The organism is Olsenella uli, from assembly GCF_016900775.1.
Taxonomy (GTDB): Bacteria; Actinomycetota; Coriobacteriia; order Coriobacteriales; family Atopobiaceae; genus Thermophilibacter; species Thermophilibacter uli_A.
Genome location: NZ_JACJKN010000011.1, coordinates 1 through 18,008, shown reverse-complemented (window position 1 = coordinate 18,008; position 18,008 = coordinate 1). Strand labels below are relative to the sequence as shown.

At 71.9% G+C, this 18,008-nt stretch carries 16 protein-coding genes and 1 pseudogene; 2 read left to right on the top strand and 15 right to left on the bottom strand.

What is annotated here, in order from left to right; genetic code table 11:
• Nucleotides 1-42: 42 nt before the first annotated feature.
• Nucleotides 43-474 carry a LysM peptidoglycan-binding domain-containing protein gene (locus tag H6A23_RS07525; protein WP_204831579.1) on the bottom strand — a complete coding sequence of 144 codons (432 nt, stop codon included), beginning with the start codon at nt 472-474 and terminating at the stop codon, nt 43-45.
• 194 nt (nt 475-668) lie between these two features.
• Between H6A23_RS07525 and lexA the strand changes: the two genes are divergently transcribed.
• Both lexA and H6A23_RS07515 read left to right on the top strand, forming a co-directional pair.
• Nucleotides 669-1,325 (top strand): transcriptional repressor LexA, encoded by a 657-nt coding sequence (gene lexA / locus H6A23_RS07520; RefSeq protein WP_204831578.1) that lies wholly within the window; start codon nt 669-671, stop codon nt 1,323-1,325.
• Between the two features lie 71 nt (nt 1,326-1,396).
• A pseudogene (locus tag H6A23_RS07515) lies at nt 1,397-1,978 on the top strand (heparan-alpha-glucosaminide N-acetyltransferase domain-containing protein); the annotation flags it as partial.
• Here the strand turns inward: H6A23_RS07515 and hflX are convergent.
• The 14 genes from hflX to H6A23_RS07445 all read right to left on the bottom strand — a co-directional run.
• Nucleotides 1,931-3,367 carry a GTPase HflX gene (gene hflX / locus H6A23_RS07510; protein ID WP_353653033.1) on the bottom strand — a complete coding sequence of 479 codons (1,437 nt, stop codon included), beginning with the start codon at nt 3,365-3,367 and terminating at the stop codon, nt 1,931-1,933. The pseudogene H6A23_RS07515 and the gene hflX sit on opposite strands and share 48 nt — an antisense overlap.
• Nucleotides 3,354-4,298 (bottom strand): tRNA (adenosine(37)-N6)-dimethylallyltransferase MiaA, encoded by a 945-nt coding sequence (miaA, locus tag H6A23_RS07505; protein ID WP_204831577.1) that lies wholly within the window; start codon nt 4,296-4,298, stop codon nt 3,354-3,356. The genes hflX and miaA overlap by 14 nt, the downstream gene beginning before the upstream one ends.
• Nucleotides 4,295-5,665 (bottom strand): tRNA (N6-isopentenyl adenosine(37)-C2)-methylthiotransferase MiaB, encoded by a 1,371-nt coding sequence (gene miaB / locus H6A23_RS07500; RefSeq protein WP_204831576.1) that lies wholly within the window; start codon nt 5,663-5,665, stop codon nt 4,295-4,297. Before miaB ends, miaA begins: the two co-directional genes overlap by 4 nt.
• Nucleotides 5,662-5,964 (bottom strand): stage V sporulation protein S, encoded by a 303-nt coding sequence (locus H6A23_RS07495; RefSeq protein WP_204831575.1) that lies wholly within the window; start codon nt 5,962-5,964, stop codon nt 5,662-5,664. The genes miaB and H6A23_RS07495 overlap by 4 nt, the downstream gene beginning before the upstream one ends.
• 97 nt (nt 5,965-6,061) lie before the next feature.
• The gene (locus H6A23_RS07490; protein ID WP_204831574.1) at nt 6,062-7,162 is read right to left on the bottom strand and encodes an ATP-binding protein; all 1,101 of its coding nucleotides are present in this window, start codon (nt 7,160-7,162) and stop codon (nt 6,062-6,064) included.
• A 3-nt stretch (nt 7,163-7,165) separates the two neighbouring features.
• Complete coding sequence (gene rny / locus H6A23_RS07485) at nt 7,166-8,716, bottom strand: ribonuclease Y (protein WP_204831573.1); 1,551 nt, start codon at nt 8,714-8,716, stop codon at nt 7,166-7,168.
• Between the two features lie 250 nt (nt 8,717-8,966).
• Nucleotides 8,967-9,620 carry a regulatory protein RecX gene (locus H6A23_RS07480; protein WP_204831572.1) on the bottom strand — a complete coding sequence of 218 codons (654 nt, stop codon included), beginning with the start codon at nt 9,618-9,620 and terminating at the stop codon, nt 8,967-8,969.
• A complete protein-coding gene (gene recA / locus H6A23_RS07475; protein ID WP_204831571.1) occupies nt 9,617-10,723 on the bottom strand; it encodes a recombinase RecA in 1,107 nt (368 codons plus the stop codon). Before recA ends, H6A23_RS07480 begins: the two co-directional genes overlap by 4 nt.
• Before the next feature lie 209 nt (nt 10,724-10,932).
• A complete protein-coding gene (locus H6A23_RS07470; RefSeq protein ID WP_204831570.1) occupies nt 10,933-11,463 on the bottom strand; it encodes a CinA family protein in 531 nt (176 codons plus the stop codon).
• Complete coding sequence (pgsA, locus tag H6A23_RS07465; RefSeq protein ID WP_204831569.1) at nt 11,460-12,059, bottom strand: CDP-diacylglycerol--glycerol-3-phosphate 3-phosphatidyltransferase; 600 nt, start codon at nt 12,057-12,059, stop codon at nt 11,460-11,462. The genes H6A23_RS07470 and pgsA overlap by 4 nt, the downstream gene beginning before the upstream one ends.
• A gap of 3 nt (nt 12,060-12,062) precedes the next feature.
• Nucleotides 12,063-13,328 (bottom strand): 30S ribosomal protein S12 methylthiotransferase RimO, encoded by a 1,266-nt coding sequence (gene rimO / locus H6A23_RS07460; protein ID WP_286165897.1) that lies wholly within the window; start codon nt 13,326-13,328, stop codon nt 12,063-12,065.
• A 69-nt stretch (nt 13,329-13,397) separates the two neighbouring features.
• Nucleotides 13,398-13,895: a YajQ family cyclic di-GMP-binding protein gene (locus H6A23_RS07455; protein WP_204831567.1), complete on the bottom strand. Its 498-nt coding sequence runs from the start codon at nt 13,893-13,895 to the stop codon at nt 13,398-13,400.
• 46 nt (nt 13,896-13,941) lie between these two features.
• The gene (locus tag H6A23_RS07450; RefSeq protein WP_204831566.1) at nt 13,942-15,585 is read right to left on the bottom strand and encodes a helix-turn-helix domain-containing protein; all 1,644 of its coding nucleotides are present in this window, start codon (nt 15,583-15,585) and stop codon (nt 13,942-13,944) included.
• A gap of 1 nt (nt 15,586) precedes the next feature.
• The coding region (locus H6A23_RS07445; protein WP_286165891.1) for an FtsK/SpoIIIE family DNA translocase at nt 15,587-18,008 on the bottom strand (2,422 nt) is incomplete at its 5' end.

The window sequence follows — 18,008 nt, the reverse complement described above, 5'->3', positions numbered from 1 at the left end:
TGCGCTGTCGCCGGCTCTTGAAATGCGCTCGAAAGGAACGGGTCAGCCCCGCGCGGGCACCCGGAGGGTCTGGCCGGGGCGCAGCGTCGCGTCGGAGAGGGCGTTCGTCTCGGAGATCCAGCGCGCGAGCTCTGCGGTGTCCACGCCCTTGACGGGGCGCTCGGCCGCGATGCCCCACAGCGAGTCGCCGGGCGCGACCGTGACCGTCGTCGTGGCAACGCCCTCGAGCGCCCGGGCGCGCGAGGCGGAGATGACGGCGTCCGAGGCGACGGAGGCGAGCGTGACGGCCGCCACGACGGCGAGGCCGGCGAGCAGCGCCACGAGGACCTGCCCCCTCCCGAGCGCGCCGGCACGCGGCGCCTCCGCGGCGGCGGGGCGGCCGCCCTCGATGAGGGTGAGGCGGCGCGGGGCGCGCGGCTTCAGCGCGGCGGTTCCCTCGCAGGTGAAGACGGCGGTGCAGGCGGTGCGGTTCATGGTGTCCCCTCTCGTTGCGTGTGCTGGGACGGTTATATCGCGCGGACCGGACAATAATTGGACCCCGAAATACTGGAACGTCTGTACCTAATTATGGTGGTACAATTGTTCGTGTCAAGAGATTTGACGAACAAATGTTTGCGAACCGCGCCGAATCGGGTATCATGGGGTGACGGAGAACAAGGAGGCCCAACATGGCACGTGGAAAGCTCGGCAAGCGGCAGCTCGCCATCTACGACTTCATCCGCACCTACTCGGCCGAGCACGGCTACCCGCCCTCGGTGCGCGAGATCGGCGCCGCGGTGGGCCTCGCGTCCCCCTCGACGGTCCACATGCACCTCAAGGTCCTCGAGGAGCACGGGCTCATCCGCAGGGACTCCAAGAAGCCGCGCACCATCGAGGTCGTGGACAAGCAGCCGTCCTCCGGCGAGGAGCAGGTCGCGCAGGCGAGCGTCTCCCAGGACGTCGACCGCAACCTCATCTCGCTGCCGCTCGTGGGCCGCGTCGCGGCCGGGACGCCCATCCTCGCCGAGCAGAACGTCGAGGAGACGCTCACCCTCCCCACCTCAATCGTCGGCGACGCCAGCTCGTTCATCCTGCGCGTTCGCGGGGAGTCGATGGTCAACGCCGGCATCTTCGACGGGGACTACATCGTCGTCAAGGAGCAGCACGACGCGCACAACGGCGAGATCGTCGTCGCCCTCATCGATGACTCCGCCACGGTGAAGACCTTCTACCGCGAGCGCGACCGCGTGCGCCTGCAGCCGGAGAATGACAGCATGGAGCCGATCTACGTGGACGACCCCGTCATACTCGGCCGAGTGACGGCCCTCATCCGCTCGATCTCGTAGGGCGGGCGGGCTTGGCGGCCAACGGGCGGATCGGGGCCTTCGACGCGGTGCGCGGCCTCTCCGTCATCTCGATGGTCCTCTTCCACCTCTGCTACGACCTGCGCTTCATCTACAGGCTCGACCTCGGGTGGTTTGCCCCTCCCCTCCAGGACGTCTGGCGGGCGAGCATATCGTGGACCTTCGTCTTCGTAGCCGGCTGCATGTTCGCGCTCTCTCGCGACAACCTGAGAAGGGGCCTGCAGTACGCCGGCGTCGCGCTCGCCATCTTCGTGGCTACGAGCCTGGCGGCCGTCGACACGCCCATCTCGTTTGGGATCATCTACTGCATGGCGGCCTGCACGCTCGCCGCCTGGGCCCTCTCCAGGGCGGGCCTTCGACCGCGCGGGCCACTCGCGGCCGCGGTGCTCCTCGTGGCCTTCCTCGCGCTGCTCGACCTCCCGCGCGGCACGGTCGGCCTCGGGCCCGCGAGCGCGGCCGTGCCCGAGTGGCTCTACGCCACCGGGTGGCTCTCGTGGCTGGGCCTTCCCGGCCCCTCCTTCGCCTCGGGGGACTACTACCCGCTTCTCCCCTACCTCATGCTCTATCTCTCCGGGGTCGCCCTGGGGTCACTCTGGGCCGAGCGCGGATACCCCGCCTGGGCGCGCGGGCTGCGCGTCGCCCCGCTCAACTTCGTCGGCCGGCACGCGCTCGTCGTCTACGTCGCCCACCAGCCCGTCCTTCTCGCCCTCTGCGCCGCACTCGAGCTCGCCCTCGGATAGCACCCGGTAGGGGGCGAGGGTGCGCGCCATGCGCTCGTCGGCCTTGACGGTTGCCATGAGCCCGCCCTGCACGTAGCTCTCCCGCATGACCTGGCAGCGCTCGTGCACCATCTTCATGAGCAGGCCCTTGTCGTAGGGCACGAGCACGCTCATGGTAACGCTGCCCTCGGCCGCCTCGCGCGCGATGCGGTACAGGAGCCCCCGCATGCCCCAGCCGGTCCGGGCTGAGATGGCCACGGCGCCGGGATGGGCGGCCAGGGCGTCGCGCAGCTCGTCCGCGCCGAGCAGGTCGCACTTGTTGAGCACCGCGACGCTGCGGGTCTGGGCGGCGCCGATGTCCTCCAGCACGGAGCGCACGGCGTCGAGCTCGAGCTGGCGGTGCGGGTCGGAGGCGTCCACGACGATGAGCACGAGGTCGGCGGCGCGGACCTCGGCGAGCGTCGACTTGAAGGACTCGACGAGCGTCGTCGGGAGCTTCTGGATGAAGCCGACCGTGTCGGTGAGGGTGATCTTGCGCCCCTCGTCGAGCACGAGGGAGCGCGTCGTGGGGTCGAGGGTCGCGAAGAGCTCGTCTTTGGCATAGACACCGGCGCCGGTGAGCTGGTTCAGCAGGGTGGACTTTCCGGCGTTGGTGTAGCCGACGAGCGCCACGCGCCAGACGCCGGAGTCCCAGCGGGCCTTGCTCTGCACGCCCCGGCGCCGCTCGAGGCGCTCGAGCTCGCGCCGCAGGGTGGAGATGCGCGAGCGCACGAGCCGCCGGTCGACCTCGAGCTGGCTCTCGCCCTGGCCGAAGCGGCTGCCGATCCCGCCTCGGGTCTGCTCGCCCACGAGGTGGCTCCACATGCCGCGTAGGCGCGGCAGGACGTACTGCAGCTGCGCGAGCTGCACCTGGAGGCGCCCCTCGTGCGTCCTGGCGTGCACGCCGAAGATGTCGAGGATGAGCGCCGTGCGGTCGATGATCTTGACGGGCTCCCCCACCGCGCGCTCGAGGTTGGCCTGCTGGGAGGGCGTCAGCTCGTCGTCGAAGATGACGACGTCGACCGAGAGCTCGCGCACGAGCGAGCAGAGCTCCTCGACCTTGCCGCGGCCGATGAAGGTCCGCGGGACGGGGGCGTCGAGGCGCTGCGTGAGGGTGAGGACCACCTCGGCGCCGTCGGTCTCGGCGAGGCGAGCGAGCTCGGCCAGGGACTCCTCGCAGCTCCACTCCGACCTGCCGAGGTCAACGCCGACGAGGATGGCGCGCTCGGGCACGGGCGCCGTGGAGAGCGGGCTAAAGCGCGGCACGGGCCTCACCCCAAAGCTCGGAGACGATCGCGTCGGCGGCCCCCTCGGGCGTCACCTCGTCGAGATTGACCCAGCGCGCCCGGCCGTCGCGTCTGAGCCAGGAGAGCTGGCGCTTGGCGTAGCGGCGGCTCCTGAGCTTCACGAGCTCGATGGCCTCCTCGAGGGTCGTTTCCCCCGCGAGCGCCGCCAGGACCTCCTTGTAGCCGATCGCCTGGCCGGCGGTCGAGGACGGCGTGAGGCCGCGCGCCGCGAGGCGCTCGACCTCCTCGACGAGGCCCTGGGACACCATGCGGTCCACCCGCGCGTCGATGCGGGCGTAGAGGCGCTCGCGCGACATCGTGAGGCCCCAGATCCGCGCGTCGTAGTGGGGCGCGCGCCTTCTCAGGCCCTCGTGGTGGCGGGCGTAGGAGACGCCCTCGTCGAGCATCTCGAGCGCGCGAACGACGCGCCGCACGTTGTTGGGGTGGATGAGCGCGGCGCTCGCCGGGTCGCGCTCGGCGAGCAGGGCATGGAGGCCCTCGGGGCCGAGCCTGTCCGCGAGCGCCTCGTAGCGCCCGCGCAGGGCCGCGCCGCGCTCACCGGAGGGAAAGTCCATCTCGTCGATCACGGCGTCGAGGTAGAGCCCCGTGCCCCCCGCGAGCACGGGGGTGACGCCGCGGCCGAGCGCCTCGTCGACGCACGCGCGGGCGTCCCTCTGGAAGAGCCTGACGGAGTAGTCCTCGAGGGGGTCGGCCACGTCGACCATGCGCAGGGGCGCGCGGCGCTCCGCCGCGGGCGTCTTGGCCGTGCCCACGTCCATGCCGCGATACACCTGCATCGCGTCGACGGAGACGACGGGGCCCCCGAGCCGCTCGGCCACGAGCTCGGCGACGGCGCTCTTTCCGGAGGCCGTGGGCCCGACGACGCAGACGACGGGGCCCGGCGCGCTCATCGCGGGTCGCCCTCGACGGTGCCGCGCAGGTACCACGTGCGGGCCTCGTCCACGCGCACGTCGACGATCGAGCCGACGAGCGAGGCGGCGTCGAGGCCCTCGGGAACGGGGAAGTGGACCGTCTGGTTCTTCTCGCTGTGCCCCACGAGGACGCCGTCGTCGCGCTTGGAGGGGCCCTCCACGAGGACGCGGGCGAGCGTGCCCAGGTCGGCCTGGTTCGCCTCGTGCGCCTGCCGGGCCACGAGCTCGGCGAGCCGGTCGAAGCGGCCCTGGATCACCTCGTGCGGGGTGTCGTCGGCAATCTTGGCGGCCGGCGTCCCGGGGCGGGGCGAGTAGATGAACGTGTAGGCCGAGGAGAAGGCCGCCTCGCGGACGAGCGAGAGCGTCTCGAGGAAGTCCTCCTCGGTCTCGCCGGGAAAGCCCACGATGATGTCCGTGGAGAGCGCGAGGCCCGGCATGGCGGCGCGCAGGCGCCCGACGAGCGCGAGGTACTCCTCGCGGGTGTAGCTGCGGTTCATGGCGCGCAGCACGCGCGTGGAGCCGCTCTGCACGGCGAGGTGGAGGTGCGGCATGACGCTCGGGAGCTCGGCCATGGCGGCGATGGTCTCGTCGGAGAGGTCCTTGGGGTTGGAGGAGGTGAAGCGGATCCGCTCCACGCCCGTGGCCGCCACGCGGCGCAGGAGCTCGGCGAAGCGCGGCTCCCCGTAGAGGTTGCGCCCGTAGGAGTTGACGTTCTGGCCGAGCAGCGTCACCTCGCGGACGCCGTCGGCGACGAGGTGCTCCACCTCGGCGACGACGCTCTCCACGGTGCGGCTCTTCTCGCGCCCGCGCACGTAGGGGACGATGCAATAGGTGCAGAAGTTGTTGCACCCCGTCATGATGGGGACCCAGGCGTGGAAGGGGCTCTCGCGGCGGCTCGGCAGGTCGGTCGAGAAGGGCCTGCCCTCCTCGGCGGTGTCCACCTCGACGGCGCGGCCGTCATCGGCGAACGCCTCCTCGAGCAGCCCCGGGAGGCTGGCCAGCGCGCTCGTGCCGAAGACGACGTCGGCGCAGGCGATGTGCTCGCGGATGCGCTCGCCGTCGCGCTGGGCGATGCAGCCGCCGATGGCGACGACGCGCCGGCCCGAGGGGGGCGTGGGCGCCGAGACCATCGCGGACGCCTGGCCGTAGAGCCGCTGGTCGGCGTTCTCGCGCACGCAGCAGGTCATGAAGACGACGATGTCGGCGTCGTCGGGGCTCTCCACGCAGATGCAGCCGCAGGCGTCGAGCAGGCCCGCGACGCGCTCGGAGTCGTGGAGGTTCATCTGGCAGCCGAAGGTCTTGACGCAGTACGTCTTGCCCACGAGGACGGAGGGGGTCTGCGTCACGAGGCCACCCCCGCTCCCCCGGCGGCGGGCGCCTGGAGGCGGTGGACGTACACCGCGATCCTGATGGCGGTCCTGCTCTCCCCCGAGATCTCGATGTCGGAGAACGTGGGGGCGCACGAGATGTCGACGCCGGTGGGGATGAGGAAGCCCCGGGCGATAGCGATGGCCTTGATGGCCTGGTTCACGGCGCCGGCGCCGACGCACTGGATGTTGACGGGGACGCCGTCCTTGACGAGTCCGGCGATGGCCCCGGCGACCGAGGCCGGCGAGGACTTGCTCGAGACCTTCAGATAGTCCATGTTGCTTTCTCCTGCTGCGTGGCTCATGTGAGCGGCTGCGTTTGTCGCGCTCGTACGATTCTACTGGTAACGGGTCCGTTTGAGAAGGAGGCGGCGCTCAGTCACTCTCCTCGAGGTCGAAGGTGACGGTGATCTTGCCCCGCCCCACGCGCACCTTGGGGTCCGACGAGAGCGAGAGGTAGTAGCGCTCGGCGAGAAGGGCGAAGTCGCGCTCCATCGCCCGCGAGAACTCCTCGACGTCGGCGGATGCGATCCTGAGGCCGCGCCGGTCGCGCTCGAGGTCGACCTCGCGGGGGCGCTGCGGACGGGCGTCGCCGCGGTGCGTGAGGCGCGCGAGGACGCTGCGGGCCGGCCGCACCTGGCCCGAGACGATGCGGTGCGCGGTGCGCTCAGACATCTCGAGCCCGAGCGAGGAGGCCACGCGCAGCAGCTCCGAGGCGTCGGCGGCGGCGCTCAGCCGCTCGAGGACGGGAAGCTCCGAGAGCGCGTCCATGAAGAGGAGCTCCGAGGCGTCGGCCGAGGGGCGCATGCGGGCGCGGGCGGTGGCGGCGACCTCGGCGGGTGAGCCGAGGTAGACCTCGCAGGCGCCCCGCTCCTCGAGGGCGAACTCGCAGCACGTGCGCACGATGTTGTGCGGACCCCGGACGCAGGACTGCTCTCCGTCGTCGTCCGTCCCGAGGGAGGGCCAGGTGGACTGGTCGGCACGCTCGGGGAGCGAGCCGACGTCGGTCACCACCCTGATGGCCGCCCCCTTGCCCGGGGCGGAGGAGACGACCTCGGCCGAGAGGGCGTTCTCCCTGATGGAGTAAAGGGCCATGCCGCGGCCGTGGACGCCCCAGCGGTCCATGTGGAAGCTCTCGAGCTTCGAGGTGACGCGCGCCTCGAAGACGCGCTCCTGCATGTCGGCCGGGATGCCCCGCCCGTCGTCGAGCATCGTGGTCACGCGCCGGGTGCCCTCGCGGGCCGTCGCCACGTAGATGTGGCGCGCACCGGCGTCGCGGGCGTTGCGCAGCATCTCGATGACGACGTCCTCGACGCAGCGGACGTCGTGCTTGGCCTGGCGCCGCTCGGCCTCGGCGACGCGCAGGCGGACGAAGCCCTCCCCGAGGTTCTCCTCGACGCGCAGGGCGCGCTCCCCGCCCATCGAGGAGACGAAGCCCACGAGGTCCTGGGCCGCGGCTGCGGGGGCGCCTGCCATGGGCTACTTCGCCACGTCGACGGCGCGGGACTCGCGGATGACCACCACGCGAACCTGGCCGGGGTACTCCATCTCGTCCTCGATCTGCTTGGCGATGTCGTGGGCGAGCACCGTGGCCTGGGCGTCGGAGATCTTCTCCGGCTCGACCATGACGTGGAGCTCGCGGCCCGCCTGCATGGCGTAGGTGCGCTCGACGCCCTCGTGCGCGTTGGAGATCTCCTCGAGCTTCTCGAGGCGCTTGATGTAGCTCTCGGCGCTCTCGCGGCGCGCGCCCGGGCGGGCGGCGGAGATGGCGTCGGCGGCCTGCACGAGCACGTCGAGGACGGTGTCGGGCTCGACGTCGGCGTGGTGCGCCTCGATGGCGTGGACGATGTCGGGGCGCTCGCCGTAGCGGCGGGCGAGGTCGGCGCCGATCACGGCGTGCGGGCCCTCGACCTCGTGGTCGATGGCCTTGCCGAGGTCGTGCAGAAGGCCCGCACGCTTGGCGGAGACCTCGTCGACGCCGAGCTCTGAGGCCATGATGCCGCAGAGCGCGGAGACCTGGGCGGAGTGCGACAGGACGTTCTGGCCGAAGGAGGTGCGGTAGCGCAGCGCGCCGAGGGTCTTCACGAGCTCGGGGTGCAGGTCGTGGATGCCGGCGTCGAAGGCGGCCTGCTCGCCGGCCTCGCGGACGCGCTCGGCGACGAGCGTCTCGGCCTTCTTGTAGAGCTCCTCGATGCGCGCCGGGTGGATGCGCCCGTCGGCGATGAGGTTCTCGAGCGCGACGCGCGCGGTCTCGCGGCGGACCGGGTCGAAGCTCGAGAGGACCACGGTCTCCGGCGTGTCGTCGATGACGAGCGAAACGCCCGAGACCTGCTCGAAGGTGCGGATGTTGCGCCCCTCGCGGCCGATGATGCGGCCCTTGAGGTCGTCGGAGGGGATGTGGACGGAGGTGACGGTGATCTCGCCGGCCTGGTCGGCGGCGCAGCGCTGGATGGCGGTGGAGACGATCTCGCGCGCGGTCTTGTCGGCCTGGGCGCGCACGCGCTGCTCGGACTCGCGCAGGATCTGCGCCTCGTCGCGGACGGCGTCGGCGCGGACGCGGGCGAGCAGCTCGTCGTGGGCCTCGTCGGTTGAGAGCCCGGCGATGCGCTCGAGCTCGGCGGTCTGGCGGACCTCCATCTCGTCGAGGTCGTTCTTGCGGCGGTCGAGCTGCCCCTGGAGGCTCGAGAGCTGGTGCTCGCGGCGGTCGAGCGCGTCGTTTCGGTGGTCGAGCGACTCCTCGCGCTGCATGATGCGGTTCTCGAGGGACTGGAGCTCGCCCTTGCGCTTCTTCTCCTCCTGCTCGGAGGCCTGCCTGAGGGCGAGAATCTGCTCCTTGGCCTCGAGCACGGCCTCCTTCTTGGCGTTTTCGGCCTGGCGCGCGGCCTCCTCGCGGACGCGCTCGGCGTCGACGCGGGCGCTCTCGAGCTGCGCCTCGGCGGCCCTCACCTTGGAGTTGCTCTGGCCGGATAGGATGAAGTAGACGACGCCCGCTCCTATGGCGAGCCCCACGAGTGCGAATACGATTTCCATGTTTGCTGCTCCTCGGACGACGAATGTGGGTCAAGCGTGGTTCTGGAGACCGCGGCGATGCCGCGGAACCCGCCATCGGAGGCGCTGTCAAGTTGCATTCGGCTGTGGGCCGCGGGGCGGCCGACGGGTATCGAACGAAATATAGACATCAGCTGGCGAACCAGCGTGAGCGAACGCTCCAATAGCAACTCAATCGTAAGTTCCGCGTAACGTTATGTCAAATGAGGCCGTGGTAGGGACGGTGAGCGGGCTACTCGTCGTCGCCCAGCGCCGCGCGCGCAGCGCGCCAGGCCACGCCCGGCGAGAAGCCCCGCCCGCAGAGGAAGCGCACGAGCGAGCCGAGCTCGGAGCGCCCGGAGCGGACGCGGCGCTCTGCGAGCGAGAGCGCGCGCCCGTACTCCTCGTCGTCCGAGAGGAGCTCGTCCGCCGCGTCGCCCAGCTCGTCGAGGGAGACCCCGCGCGCCGAGAGCGCGCGCTCGATCTTGGCCCTCCCCCAGCCGGCGAGCGCCTTGGAGCGGACGAAGGAGGCGGCGTAGCGCGCGTCGTCCACGACGCCCGCCTCGCAGGCGCGCCGGACGCGCGAGGAGACCACGGCCTGCGGGTAGCCGTCGCGCGCGAGGCGCGCCCGGAGCTCGTCGGCGGAGTAGTCCCGCCGCGAGACGAGCTGCTCCACCCGCTCGCGCGCGCACTGCTCGAGCAGCTCGTCGATGGCGCCGTCGAGCGCGGCTCCGCCCGCAGGGGCCCTCCCCTCGCGGCGCATCCGCTGCAGGCGGCGTCCCACGGCCGCCGGCACGGCGCGCGAGGAGCCGTCGGCGAGGGCGACGCGTGCGGGCGCGCCGGGGTGCGAGCCGCGCGCGGGGAGGGCGACGTCCCAGTCAGGCGCGGGCGACGGGGTGGGCGTCACGAGAGGACGTCCCCCTCGACGAGCTCGACCGGGGCGCCGACGCGCTCGTCGCCGAGCTCGAGGCCGCAGGCAACGCGCACCTTGTGGTCGATCTCGTCCCTGAGCTCGGGGTTGGAGGCGAGGAACTCCTTCGCGGCCTCCCTGCCCTGCCCCAGGCGCTCCGAGCCCTGCTCAGTCTCGTAGGTGAACCAGGAGCCCGACTTGGTGACGACGCCGTACTTGACACCCTCGTCGAGGATCGAGCCCTCCTTGGAGATGCCCTGGCCGTACATGATGTCGAACTCGGCCTGCTTGAACGGGGGCGCCACCTTGTTCTTGACGACCTTCACGCGGACGCGGTTGCCCACGACCTCGCCGTTGACCTTGATGGAGTCGATGCGGCGGATGTCCATGCGCACGGACGAGAAGAACTTGAGCGCGCGGCCGCCCGGCGTGGTCTCGGGGTTGCCGAACATGACGCCGATCTTCTCGCGCAGCTGGTTGATGAAGATGCAGGTGGTGTTGGACTTGGAGAGCGAGCCCGCGAGCTTGCGCAGCGCCTGGCTCATGAGGCGCGCCTGCAGGCCGACCGTGGAGTCGCCGATCTCGCCCTCGATCTCGGCGCGCGGCGTGAGGGCGGCCACCGAGTCGATGACCACGACGTCGATCGCGCCCGAGCGGACGAGCATGTCGCAGATCTCGAGCGCCTGCTCGCCGGTGTCGGGCTGGGAGATGAGGACCTCGTCGATGTCCACGCCGATGCGGGCGGCGTAGCCCGGGTCGAGGGCGTGCTCGGCGTCGATGAACGCCACGACGCCGCCCATGGCCTGCGCCTCGGCGAGGATCTCGAGCGAGAGCGTGGTCTTGCCGGACGACTCGGGCCCGTAGATCTCGACGATGCGGCCGCGCGGGACGCCGCCGATGCCGAGCGCCGCGTCGAGCGCGAGCGAGCCCGTGGGGATGGCCTCGACCTCGAGGCTGGGCCCGTCGTCCCCGAAGCGCATGATCGCGCCCTTGCCGAACTTCTTCTCTATCTCCGCCGTCGTGGACTCGAGGACCTTCTCGCGCTCCTCGCCGGTGGTCCTCGGGTGGATCTCCTTGGCAACGCCCTTCGTCTTGGCCATGCTCACTCCCTTGAGGCTCGTTCTACCGCCGTCGATGGTATCCGAACAACCGTTCTAAGTCAACACCGCGCCACCATCGTAGCGATGCCCGCTGACGCACGGCCGACACGAGGCGCGCGGGGAGCTGACGGACGGCCGACGGGTAGCACCGGGCGCGCCCGGAAGGCCGAGGCAGGGGCGCCGCTCGCGGCCGCGACGGAGCGGGGCGCCTATTGCGCAGGGCCCGCGGCCTCCACGGAGCCTTCACGAAGGAGCGCGAGCGCGGCCGCGACGGCGGCACGCCTGACCTCGTCCCTGCCGCCCGAGAAGCAGAAGCGCTCGGCGCGCGTCCCGCGCGGGGTGGCAAGCCCCATCCACACGGTGCCGACCGGCTTTCCGGGCTCGGCGCCGCCCGGTCCCGCGATCCCGGTCACCGACACGGCCACGTCGCAGCCGAGCACGCGACGGGCGCCCTCGGCCATCTGCGTCGCGCACTCCCCCGAGACGGCCCCCACGCCGGGCGCGTCGAGCACCTCCGCGGACACGCCGAGCACTGCGCGCTTGACGGCGATGGCGTAGCTCACCACGCCGCCGCGCATGACGTCGGACGACCCGGCGACCGCGGTGAGCGCGCCGGCGACGAGCCCGCCCGTGCAGCTCTCAGCGCAGCCCAGGGTGAGGCCCGCGGCGCGCGCGGCGTCGAGCGCGCGGGCGGCCTCGCGCACGCAGGCGTCCCACGCCGGGGCGCGCCCGCCGCTCACGCGCCCCTCCCGAAGACCACGTGGCGCGCGCCCCAGAAGTACTGGGCGCCCGAGACCACGGTGAGCACGACGGCGGCGGCGAACAGGGCGCGCGCGACGAGCAGCACCGTCGCGCCGAGGTCGAGCGCGCCGAGGGAGAGCAGCGCGAATGCCAGGTAGAAGCCGCACAGCGCCACCATCGTGACGGCGGTCTTGGCCTTGCCGAGGGAGTCGGCGGCGATGACCTCGCCGCTCGAGGCGGCAACCATGCGCAGCGCGCTCACGAGGAACTCGCGCAGCAGGATGACGAAGACGGCCCACACGCTCACCCAGCCCTGCTCGAGCAGGAGCAGGAGCGCGGAGAAGACGAGTAGCTTGTCGGCTATGGGGTCGAGGAACTTGCCGAAGTCGGTGATCTCGTTGCGGGAGCGGGCGAGGTGGCCGTCAACCTTGTCCGTGAGCGAGAGCGTGGCGTAGATGACAAACGCCGCCACGGCAAGCGGCGCCTCGCCGCGGATCTCGGCGGCCGCGGCCACCACCATGAAGACGGGGATGAGCGCGATCCTCACGCACGTCACCACGTTCGCGGGCGTCCAGATGCCCTTCTCGCCGGCCATGCGCTAGCCCTCCTCCCCGACGAGCTCGCCCACGAGCTCGTAGCAGAACGAGTCCACGAGGTCCACGGTCACGATGTCGCCGACCGCGGCCTCGCCGCAGGCGATGTGCACGGCCCCGTCGGAGTCCGGCGCCTGGAACCAGGCGTGGCCGATGAGCTCGGGGCCGTCATCTGACTCCTCGACGCCGTCCACGATCACGCGGACGCGCTCGCCCACGTGGGAGGCGGTGGCCGCGAAGCCGAGCTGCTCGGTGAGGTCGATCAGGCGCTGCGTGCGCTCGAGCTTTATGCCCTCGTCCACCTGGTCCGGCATCGTCGCGGCGCGCGTGCCCTCCTCGGGCGAGTACGCGAAGACGGAGCAGTAGTCGAACTCCTGCTCGGCGATGAAGTCGTAGAGCTCGTCGGCCTCCTCGTCCGTCTCGCCGGGAAAGCCCGCCATGCCCGTGCTGCGCAGCACCATGCCGGGGATCTCCGCGCGCAGCCGCGAGAAGAGCGCACGCAGCTCGTCGGGCGAGCCGGGCCGCCCCATGGCGCGCAGCACGCGGGACGAGCAGTGCTGGATGGGGATGTCGATGTAGGGCAGCACCTCGGGCACGTCGCGGATGGTGGCGATGAGCTCGTCGGTCATGCCCTCGGGCTGGAGGTAGAGCACGCGCACCCAGCCGCCGTAGGGCCGCACGGCCTCGGCCACCTCGCGCAGGAGCGCGGCGAGGGTGTCCCCCTCGGCGAGGTCCGAGCCCCAGACGCCCGTGTCCTGGCCGATGAGCACGACCTCGCGCACGCCGCCCTCCATGAGCGCGCGGACCTCGGAGACGATCTCGTCGGCCGGGCGGGAGTGGTAGCGCCCGCGGATGTAGGGAATCGCGCAGAAGGTGCAGAAGCGGTCGCACCCCTCGGAGATCTTGACGAAGGAGCTCGTGCCCTCGACGGTGCGCAGCGTCTCGGGCGGGGCGGCCGCGCCCGAGACGGGCAGGCCGAGCACCCCGCGGACCACGCCCGCGATGCCGTCCTCGTCCTCGGCGCGCACGAAGGCCGCGACCTCGGGGAGCTCCGCGGCGAGGGCGTCGCCGTAGCGCGAGGGCACGCAGCCGCACATCACGATCGGGCAGGAGCGGACCCCCTCGGAGCGCTCCTCGGCGAGCTCGAGCGTGGCCTCGACGGACTCCTCCGTCGCCGAGGCGAGAAACGAGCACGTGTTGACGATGGCGACGTCGGCCTCGCCCGCCTCGGGCGTCTCCTCGAAGCCGTCGGCGAGCAGCAGGGCGCGCATGCGGTCGGAGTCGACCTCGTTCTTGGCGCAGCCGAGCGTGACGATGAGAAAGCGCACGTGACCCCCTCGCTAGCGGTAGTTGACGAACTGGAGCGGCTGGCCGTAGTCGCGCTTGCGGAGCTCGGCGATCACGGACTGCAGCACGTCTCTGGAGGCCGAGCTCACGCGGAGCTTGTCGCCCTCGACGGTGGCCTTGGCCTTGAGCTTGAGGTCGCGGATGTCCTTGGCGATCTTCTTGGCGGTGTCGGCGTCGATCCCCTGGATCACGGCGCCCGTCTGGCGCACGCTCATCCCCGAGGCGGCCTCGGGGTCGGACCAGCGCACGGCGGCGAGGTCCACGCCGCGCTTCACGAGCTTGGTGCCCAGGATGTCGCGCACCTGGGACGCCACGAACTCGGACGGCGCGGAGATCTTGAGGACCCCCTCCTTCTTGGAGAGCTCGAGCGTGGCGCCCGTGCCCTTGAGGTCGTAGCGCTGCGAAAGCTCGCGCGCGGCCTGCTGGCAGGCGTTGTCGACCTCCTGCATGTCGACGGTCGAGACGACGTCGAAGCTCGATTCCTTGGCCATGCCACATCTCCTTCCTAGCCCGGCGGAGCCGGGGGCTTTCCTTCGGCTACTCCCCCGCCGCGGCGTCGGCGGGCGCGTCGGCGCCGTCCGCGGCCGGCTCGTCGGAGCCGGCGCCGGTCCCGTCCGCGGCGTCGGCGTCCGCGTCCGCGGGCTCCTGGCGCGGGGTGCCCTTGATGGTCACGCTCCCAAGGCCGCTCGCCGTCTTGTTGAACTCGACCTTCTCGCCGTTCTCGGTCACGCTCACGGCGGAGCGGTTGCCAGCCTGGATGGAGATCGAGTCGTAGACGGTGAAGGTCTGGGACCACGGGCCCGTGAGGTCGTCGGCGACGACGCTCTCGCCGTCGCACACGATCTCGAGCCACGTGTACTCGCCGCTCGCCACGGACACCTCGACCACGGTCTCCTTGGGCTCGGCGTCGGCGGGCTCGTCCGAGGCGTCGTCCGCGGCACCGCCCGCGTCGGCGTCCGCGTCGCCCGTCGCCGCGGCGCCGGCCTGGTCGTCCTGGGCATCCTGGTCGTCCGCCGGCTCGTCGTCCGCGGCGCCGGCCTGCCCGCCGGAGGCCGGCTCGTCCTGGCCGGCGCTGTTCACAGCGACGGTCTGGCCGACGGAGCGGGCCGGCGCGCTCACGCACGAGCTCACCGAGAGCACGAGGATGGCCGTGAGCACGACGGTGAGGGCGACGACGATCGCGAGGAGCGCGCGGCGGCCGTCCGAGAAGAACCACTGGAGCCACCCGAGCGCGCCGCCGCGCGCGGGCGGGCGGCGGCCTCCCCTGCCCTGCTGGGCCGAGGGGCGGTGCGGCGAGGACGGGCGGCGGCGGACGTTCGGCCGCTCCACGCGGGCGATGTTGCGCGAGGACCGGCGCCCCGAGATGGTCGAGGCAGGGGCGTAGGGGCTCGCGTGGTCGTCATAGCGCATGTCGTCGGTGTACTCGCTCGGGGACACGTGCCGCGTGCTCACGTCGTCGCGCCGGTAGAGGCGCTCGCCGGAGCCCAGGCGCACGTCGGGGACGGCGCGCGGCGAGCGCTGCGTCTCGTCGAGCAGGCGACCCGAGCGGTCGTCGTCGCGGCGGCGGGAGCGCGCCGGGCGGCGGCGCGAGGCGGAGGCCTCCATCCGCTCGCGCGCAGAGCCGCTGTTGTAGGGGCGGTGCTCCTGCCCCGCCCCCCGCCCGTCGTAGGAGGGCGCTGCGTATGCGGCGCGCGTCCCGGGCGCGGGCGTGCCAATCCCCGCCAGGGGCACCGAGGAGCGCGGGCGCGCGGGCGCCGTCGTGGCGAAGTTGCCCATGTCGCCGGCGGGGCCGCCCGAGGTGGGGAGCAGCGGCCGGTACTCGACGTAGGCCTTCGGGCGCGAGCCGGCCTCGTTCACCACGTCGTAGCCGGACACGCCCCGGCCGGACTGGTTCTGGCGCGTCCTTCTCCGCAGCTCGTGCGAGGAGCTGCCGTGGCGGTGCTCGTAGAACTCCTCCTGGAAGAGGTCCACGATCTCGCGCGCGTTGAGCCCGAGGTAGCGGGCGTAGCTCGAGAGCATGCCCTGGGCGTAGCCGCTCTGGGGCATGTGGTCGTAGTCGCCCTCCTCGAAGGCCACGAGCACGTCCCGGCGCAGCCTCAGGATGCGGGAGGCCTGCTCGAGGGAGAGCCCGAGGTCATGGCGCCTCGTGACGAGCGCCTCGCTGAACCTAGGCCTAGACACGCTACTCCACCCCCTCGTACGCGGCATCCGCGACCTTCAGCTCCTCGAGGCCCTCCTTGTCGAGAAGGACCTCGCGGGGCTTGGAGCCGTTGGCGGGGCCCACGACGCCCTTCGCCTCCAGCATGTCCATGATCCTGCCCGCCCTAGCGTACCCCACCGAGAGGGCGCGCTGGAGGCCGGAGGTGGAGCCGAGCTGAGAGTCCACAACTATGCGCGCGGCCTCCCAGATGAGGGGGTCGTCGTCCTTGGGCGCGCCGGGCTCGGCGGCGCCGGGGGCGTTGGGCACCACGGCGGTCAGGATGTCCTCGTGGTAGTCGGCCGTGACCTGCTCGCGCACGAACTTGACGGTCTGCTCGATCTCCTCGTCCGAGACCCAGCAGCCCTGGGCGCGCCGCGGCTTGCGCCCGCGGAGCTTGACGAGCATGTCGCCCTTGCCGAGCAGCTGCTCGGCGCCCTTCTGGTCGAGGATGATGCGCGAGTTGATGGAGTTGTCGACGGAGAGCGCCACGCGGTTGTCGATGTTGGCGCGGATGAGGCCGGTGACGACGTCTGCCGAGGGGCGCTGCGTGGCCACGATGAGGTGGATGCCCGCCGCGCGGCCCAGCTGCGCGATGCGCACGATGGAGGACTCCACGTCCTTGCCGGCCACCATCATGAGGTCGGCGAGCTCGTCAATCACGATGACGAAGTACGGCATGTGCTTGGGCGGGTTCTCCATCTCCGCGTACTTGTCGCCGTCGACGTTCTTGTTGAACGTCTTGATGTCGCGCACCTTGTAGTGCTCGAAGACCTTGAGGCGGCGCTCCATCTCGGTCACGCCCCACTGCAGGGCGCTCGCCGCCTGGCGGGGCTCGGTGACCACCGGCACGTAGAGGTGCGGCAGGCCCGCGTAGCCCGTGAACTCCACGCGCTTGGGGTCCACCATGATGAGGCGCACCTGCTCGGGCGTGGCGCGCATGAGCATGGACATGATGATGGCGTTGAGCAGGACCGACTTGCCCGAGCCCGTGGTGCCGGCCACGAGCAGGTGCGGCAGGCCCGCGAGGTCAACGACGATGGGCCGACCCTCGGAGTCGCGGCCGAAGGCGCAGTCGAGCGGGCCGCCCTTGGCGTAGGGGAGCACGTCGGAGAGGAAGACCGGCTGGGGCTTGTCGTTGGGGATCTCGATGCCCACGAGCGAGGTGCCCGGGATGGGCGCGAAGATGCGGACCGACTTGGCCGCGAGCGAGAGGGCGATGTCGTCCTCGAGGTTCACGATCTTGTTCACGCGCTCGCCCTCGCCCATGGAGATCTTGAACGTGGTGACCGAGGGGCCGGCGATCCAGCCCTCCACGCGCGAGGTGAGGCCAAACTCCTCGAGCGTGGCCTGGAGCTTGGCCGCGGTCGCGGAGAGCTCCTCGTCGTCGCCGTAGGAGCCGCTCGCGTCGGGGTTGGCGCGCAGGATGGAGAGGGGCGGCAGCTGGTAGGACTCGTCGGCGTCGCCGGGCCGGGTGATGCTCTCGGGCGCGGCGGGGACCTGGCCGCGCTCGGCGCGCGGGGCGCGCCGCGGGGCCTTCTCGCCCGCCGCGCCCTTCTCGCCCTTGGAGCGGCCGCCGCGCAGGAACGAGGGGACGCTCCCCGCGCCGTCCCCCTCGGCGTCGGAGGCGAAGAGCGTCGCCGCCGGGCGCTCGCCGCGCTCGAGGAGCGTGGTCGGGGCCTCGGCCGGCTCGTCCTCGGAGAGGAGGCGCGCGCGGCGCTTGAGGACCGTCGTCTTGCGGTCCCCGATGTAGGTCGTGGCCTGCTCGCCCGTCTCGTCGAAGAGCGAGGCCTGCGTCCCGGCCGCACCCGGGGCCTCCGGGGCGTCCGCGGCGGCGTCGATGATGGCCTGGGCGCGGCGCGCCTCGACGCGGGCGTGGTGCTCGTCGGCGAGGCCGCCGAGCCGCTCGCGCGCGCGGGCCACGGCGTCGGAGATGGAGAAGCCGCACACCACCACGCCCGCGAGCACCACGCCCGCGAGCACCACGTCGCCGATCACCTGCCCCACGAGGCAGAGCAGGCAGTAGGCGATGGCGCCGCCCACGTAGCCGCCCGCGAGCTCGGCCACGGCCGGCTCGAAGACCATGCCCGGGCTCGCCGCCGCCTCGGCGAGGTTGAGCGAGAGCATGGCCATGACGGCGAGCACGATGAGGGCGAGCCCCAGGGCCACGCGTCCCGAGACCGGCCCCTCGTCGCCGAGGAAGAAGGTCATGGCAAAGACGAACAGGGCCACCGGCACGAGCACGGCCGCGGCCCCGAAGGACAGGGCCAAAAAGTCGTGCACGGCGCTCGTCACCACCGCCGAGCTGGGCGAGACGATGGAGACGAGCATCGCGATCGCCGTGACGGCGAGCACGACGCCGAGGATGTCGGTCTGGGTCTTGGTGAGCGCCTGGGCGGGCTGGGCG

What these genes read in the sequence shown, in the direction of transcription:
- H6A23_RS07525 (WP_204831579.1), bottom strand. Translation starts at nt 474, where the DNA reads ATGAACCGCACCGCCTGCACCGCCGTCTTCACCTGCGAGGGAACCGCC.
- lexA (WP_204831578.1), top strand. Translation starts at nt 669, where the DNA reads ATGGCACGTGGAAAGCTCGGCAAGCGGCAGCTCGCCATCTACGACTTC.
- miaA (WP_204831577.1), bottom strand. Translation starts at nt 4,298, where the DNA reads ATGAGCGCGCCGGGCCCCGTCGTCTGCGTCGTCGGGCCCACGGCCTCC.
- H6A23_RS07495 (WP_204831575.1), bottom strand. Translation starts at nt 5,964, where the DNA reads ATGGACTATCTGAAGGTCTCGAGCAAGTCCTCGCCGGCCTCGGTCGCC.
- H6A23_RS07490 (WP_204831574.1), bottom strand. Translation starts at nt 7,162, where the DNA reads ATGGCAGGCGCCCCCGCAGCCGCGGCCCAGGACCTCGTGGGCTTCGTC.
- rny (WP_204831573.1), bottom strand. Translation starts at nt 8,716, where the DNA reads ATGGAAATCGTATTCGCACTCGTGGGGCTCGCCATAGGAGCGGGCGTC.
- recA (WP_204831571.1), bottom strand. Translation starts at nt 10,723, where the DNA reads ATGGCCAAGACGAAGGGCGTTGCCAAGGAGATCCACCCGAGGACCACC.
- pgsA (WP_204831569.1), bottom strand. Translation starts at nt 12,059, where the DNA reads ATGGCCGGCGAGAAGGGCATCTGGACGCCCGCGAACGTGGTGACGTGC.
- rimO (WP_286165897.1), bottom strand. Translation starts at nt 13,328, where the DNA reads ATGCGCGCCCTGCTGCTCGCCGACGGCTTCGAGGAGACGCCCGAGGCG.
- H6A23_RS07455 (WP_204831567.1), bottom strand. Translation starts at nt 13,895, where the DNA reads ATGGCCAAGGAATCGAGCTTCGACGTCGTCTCGACCGTCGACATGCAG.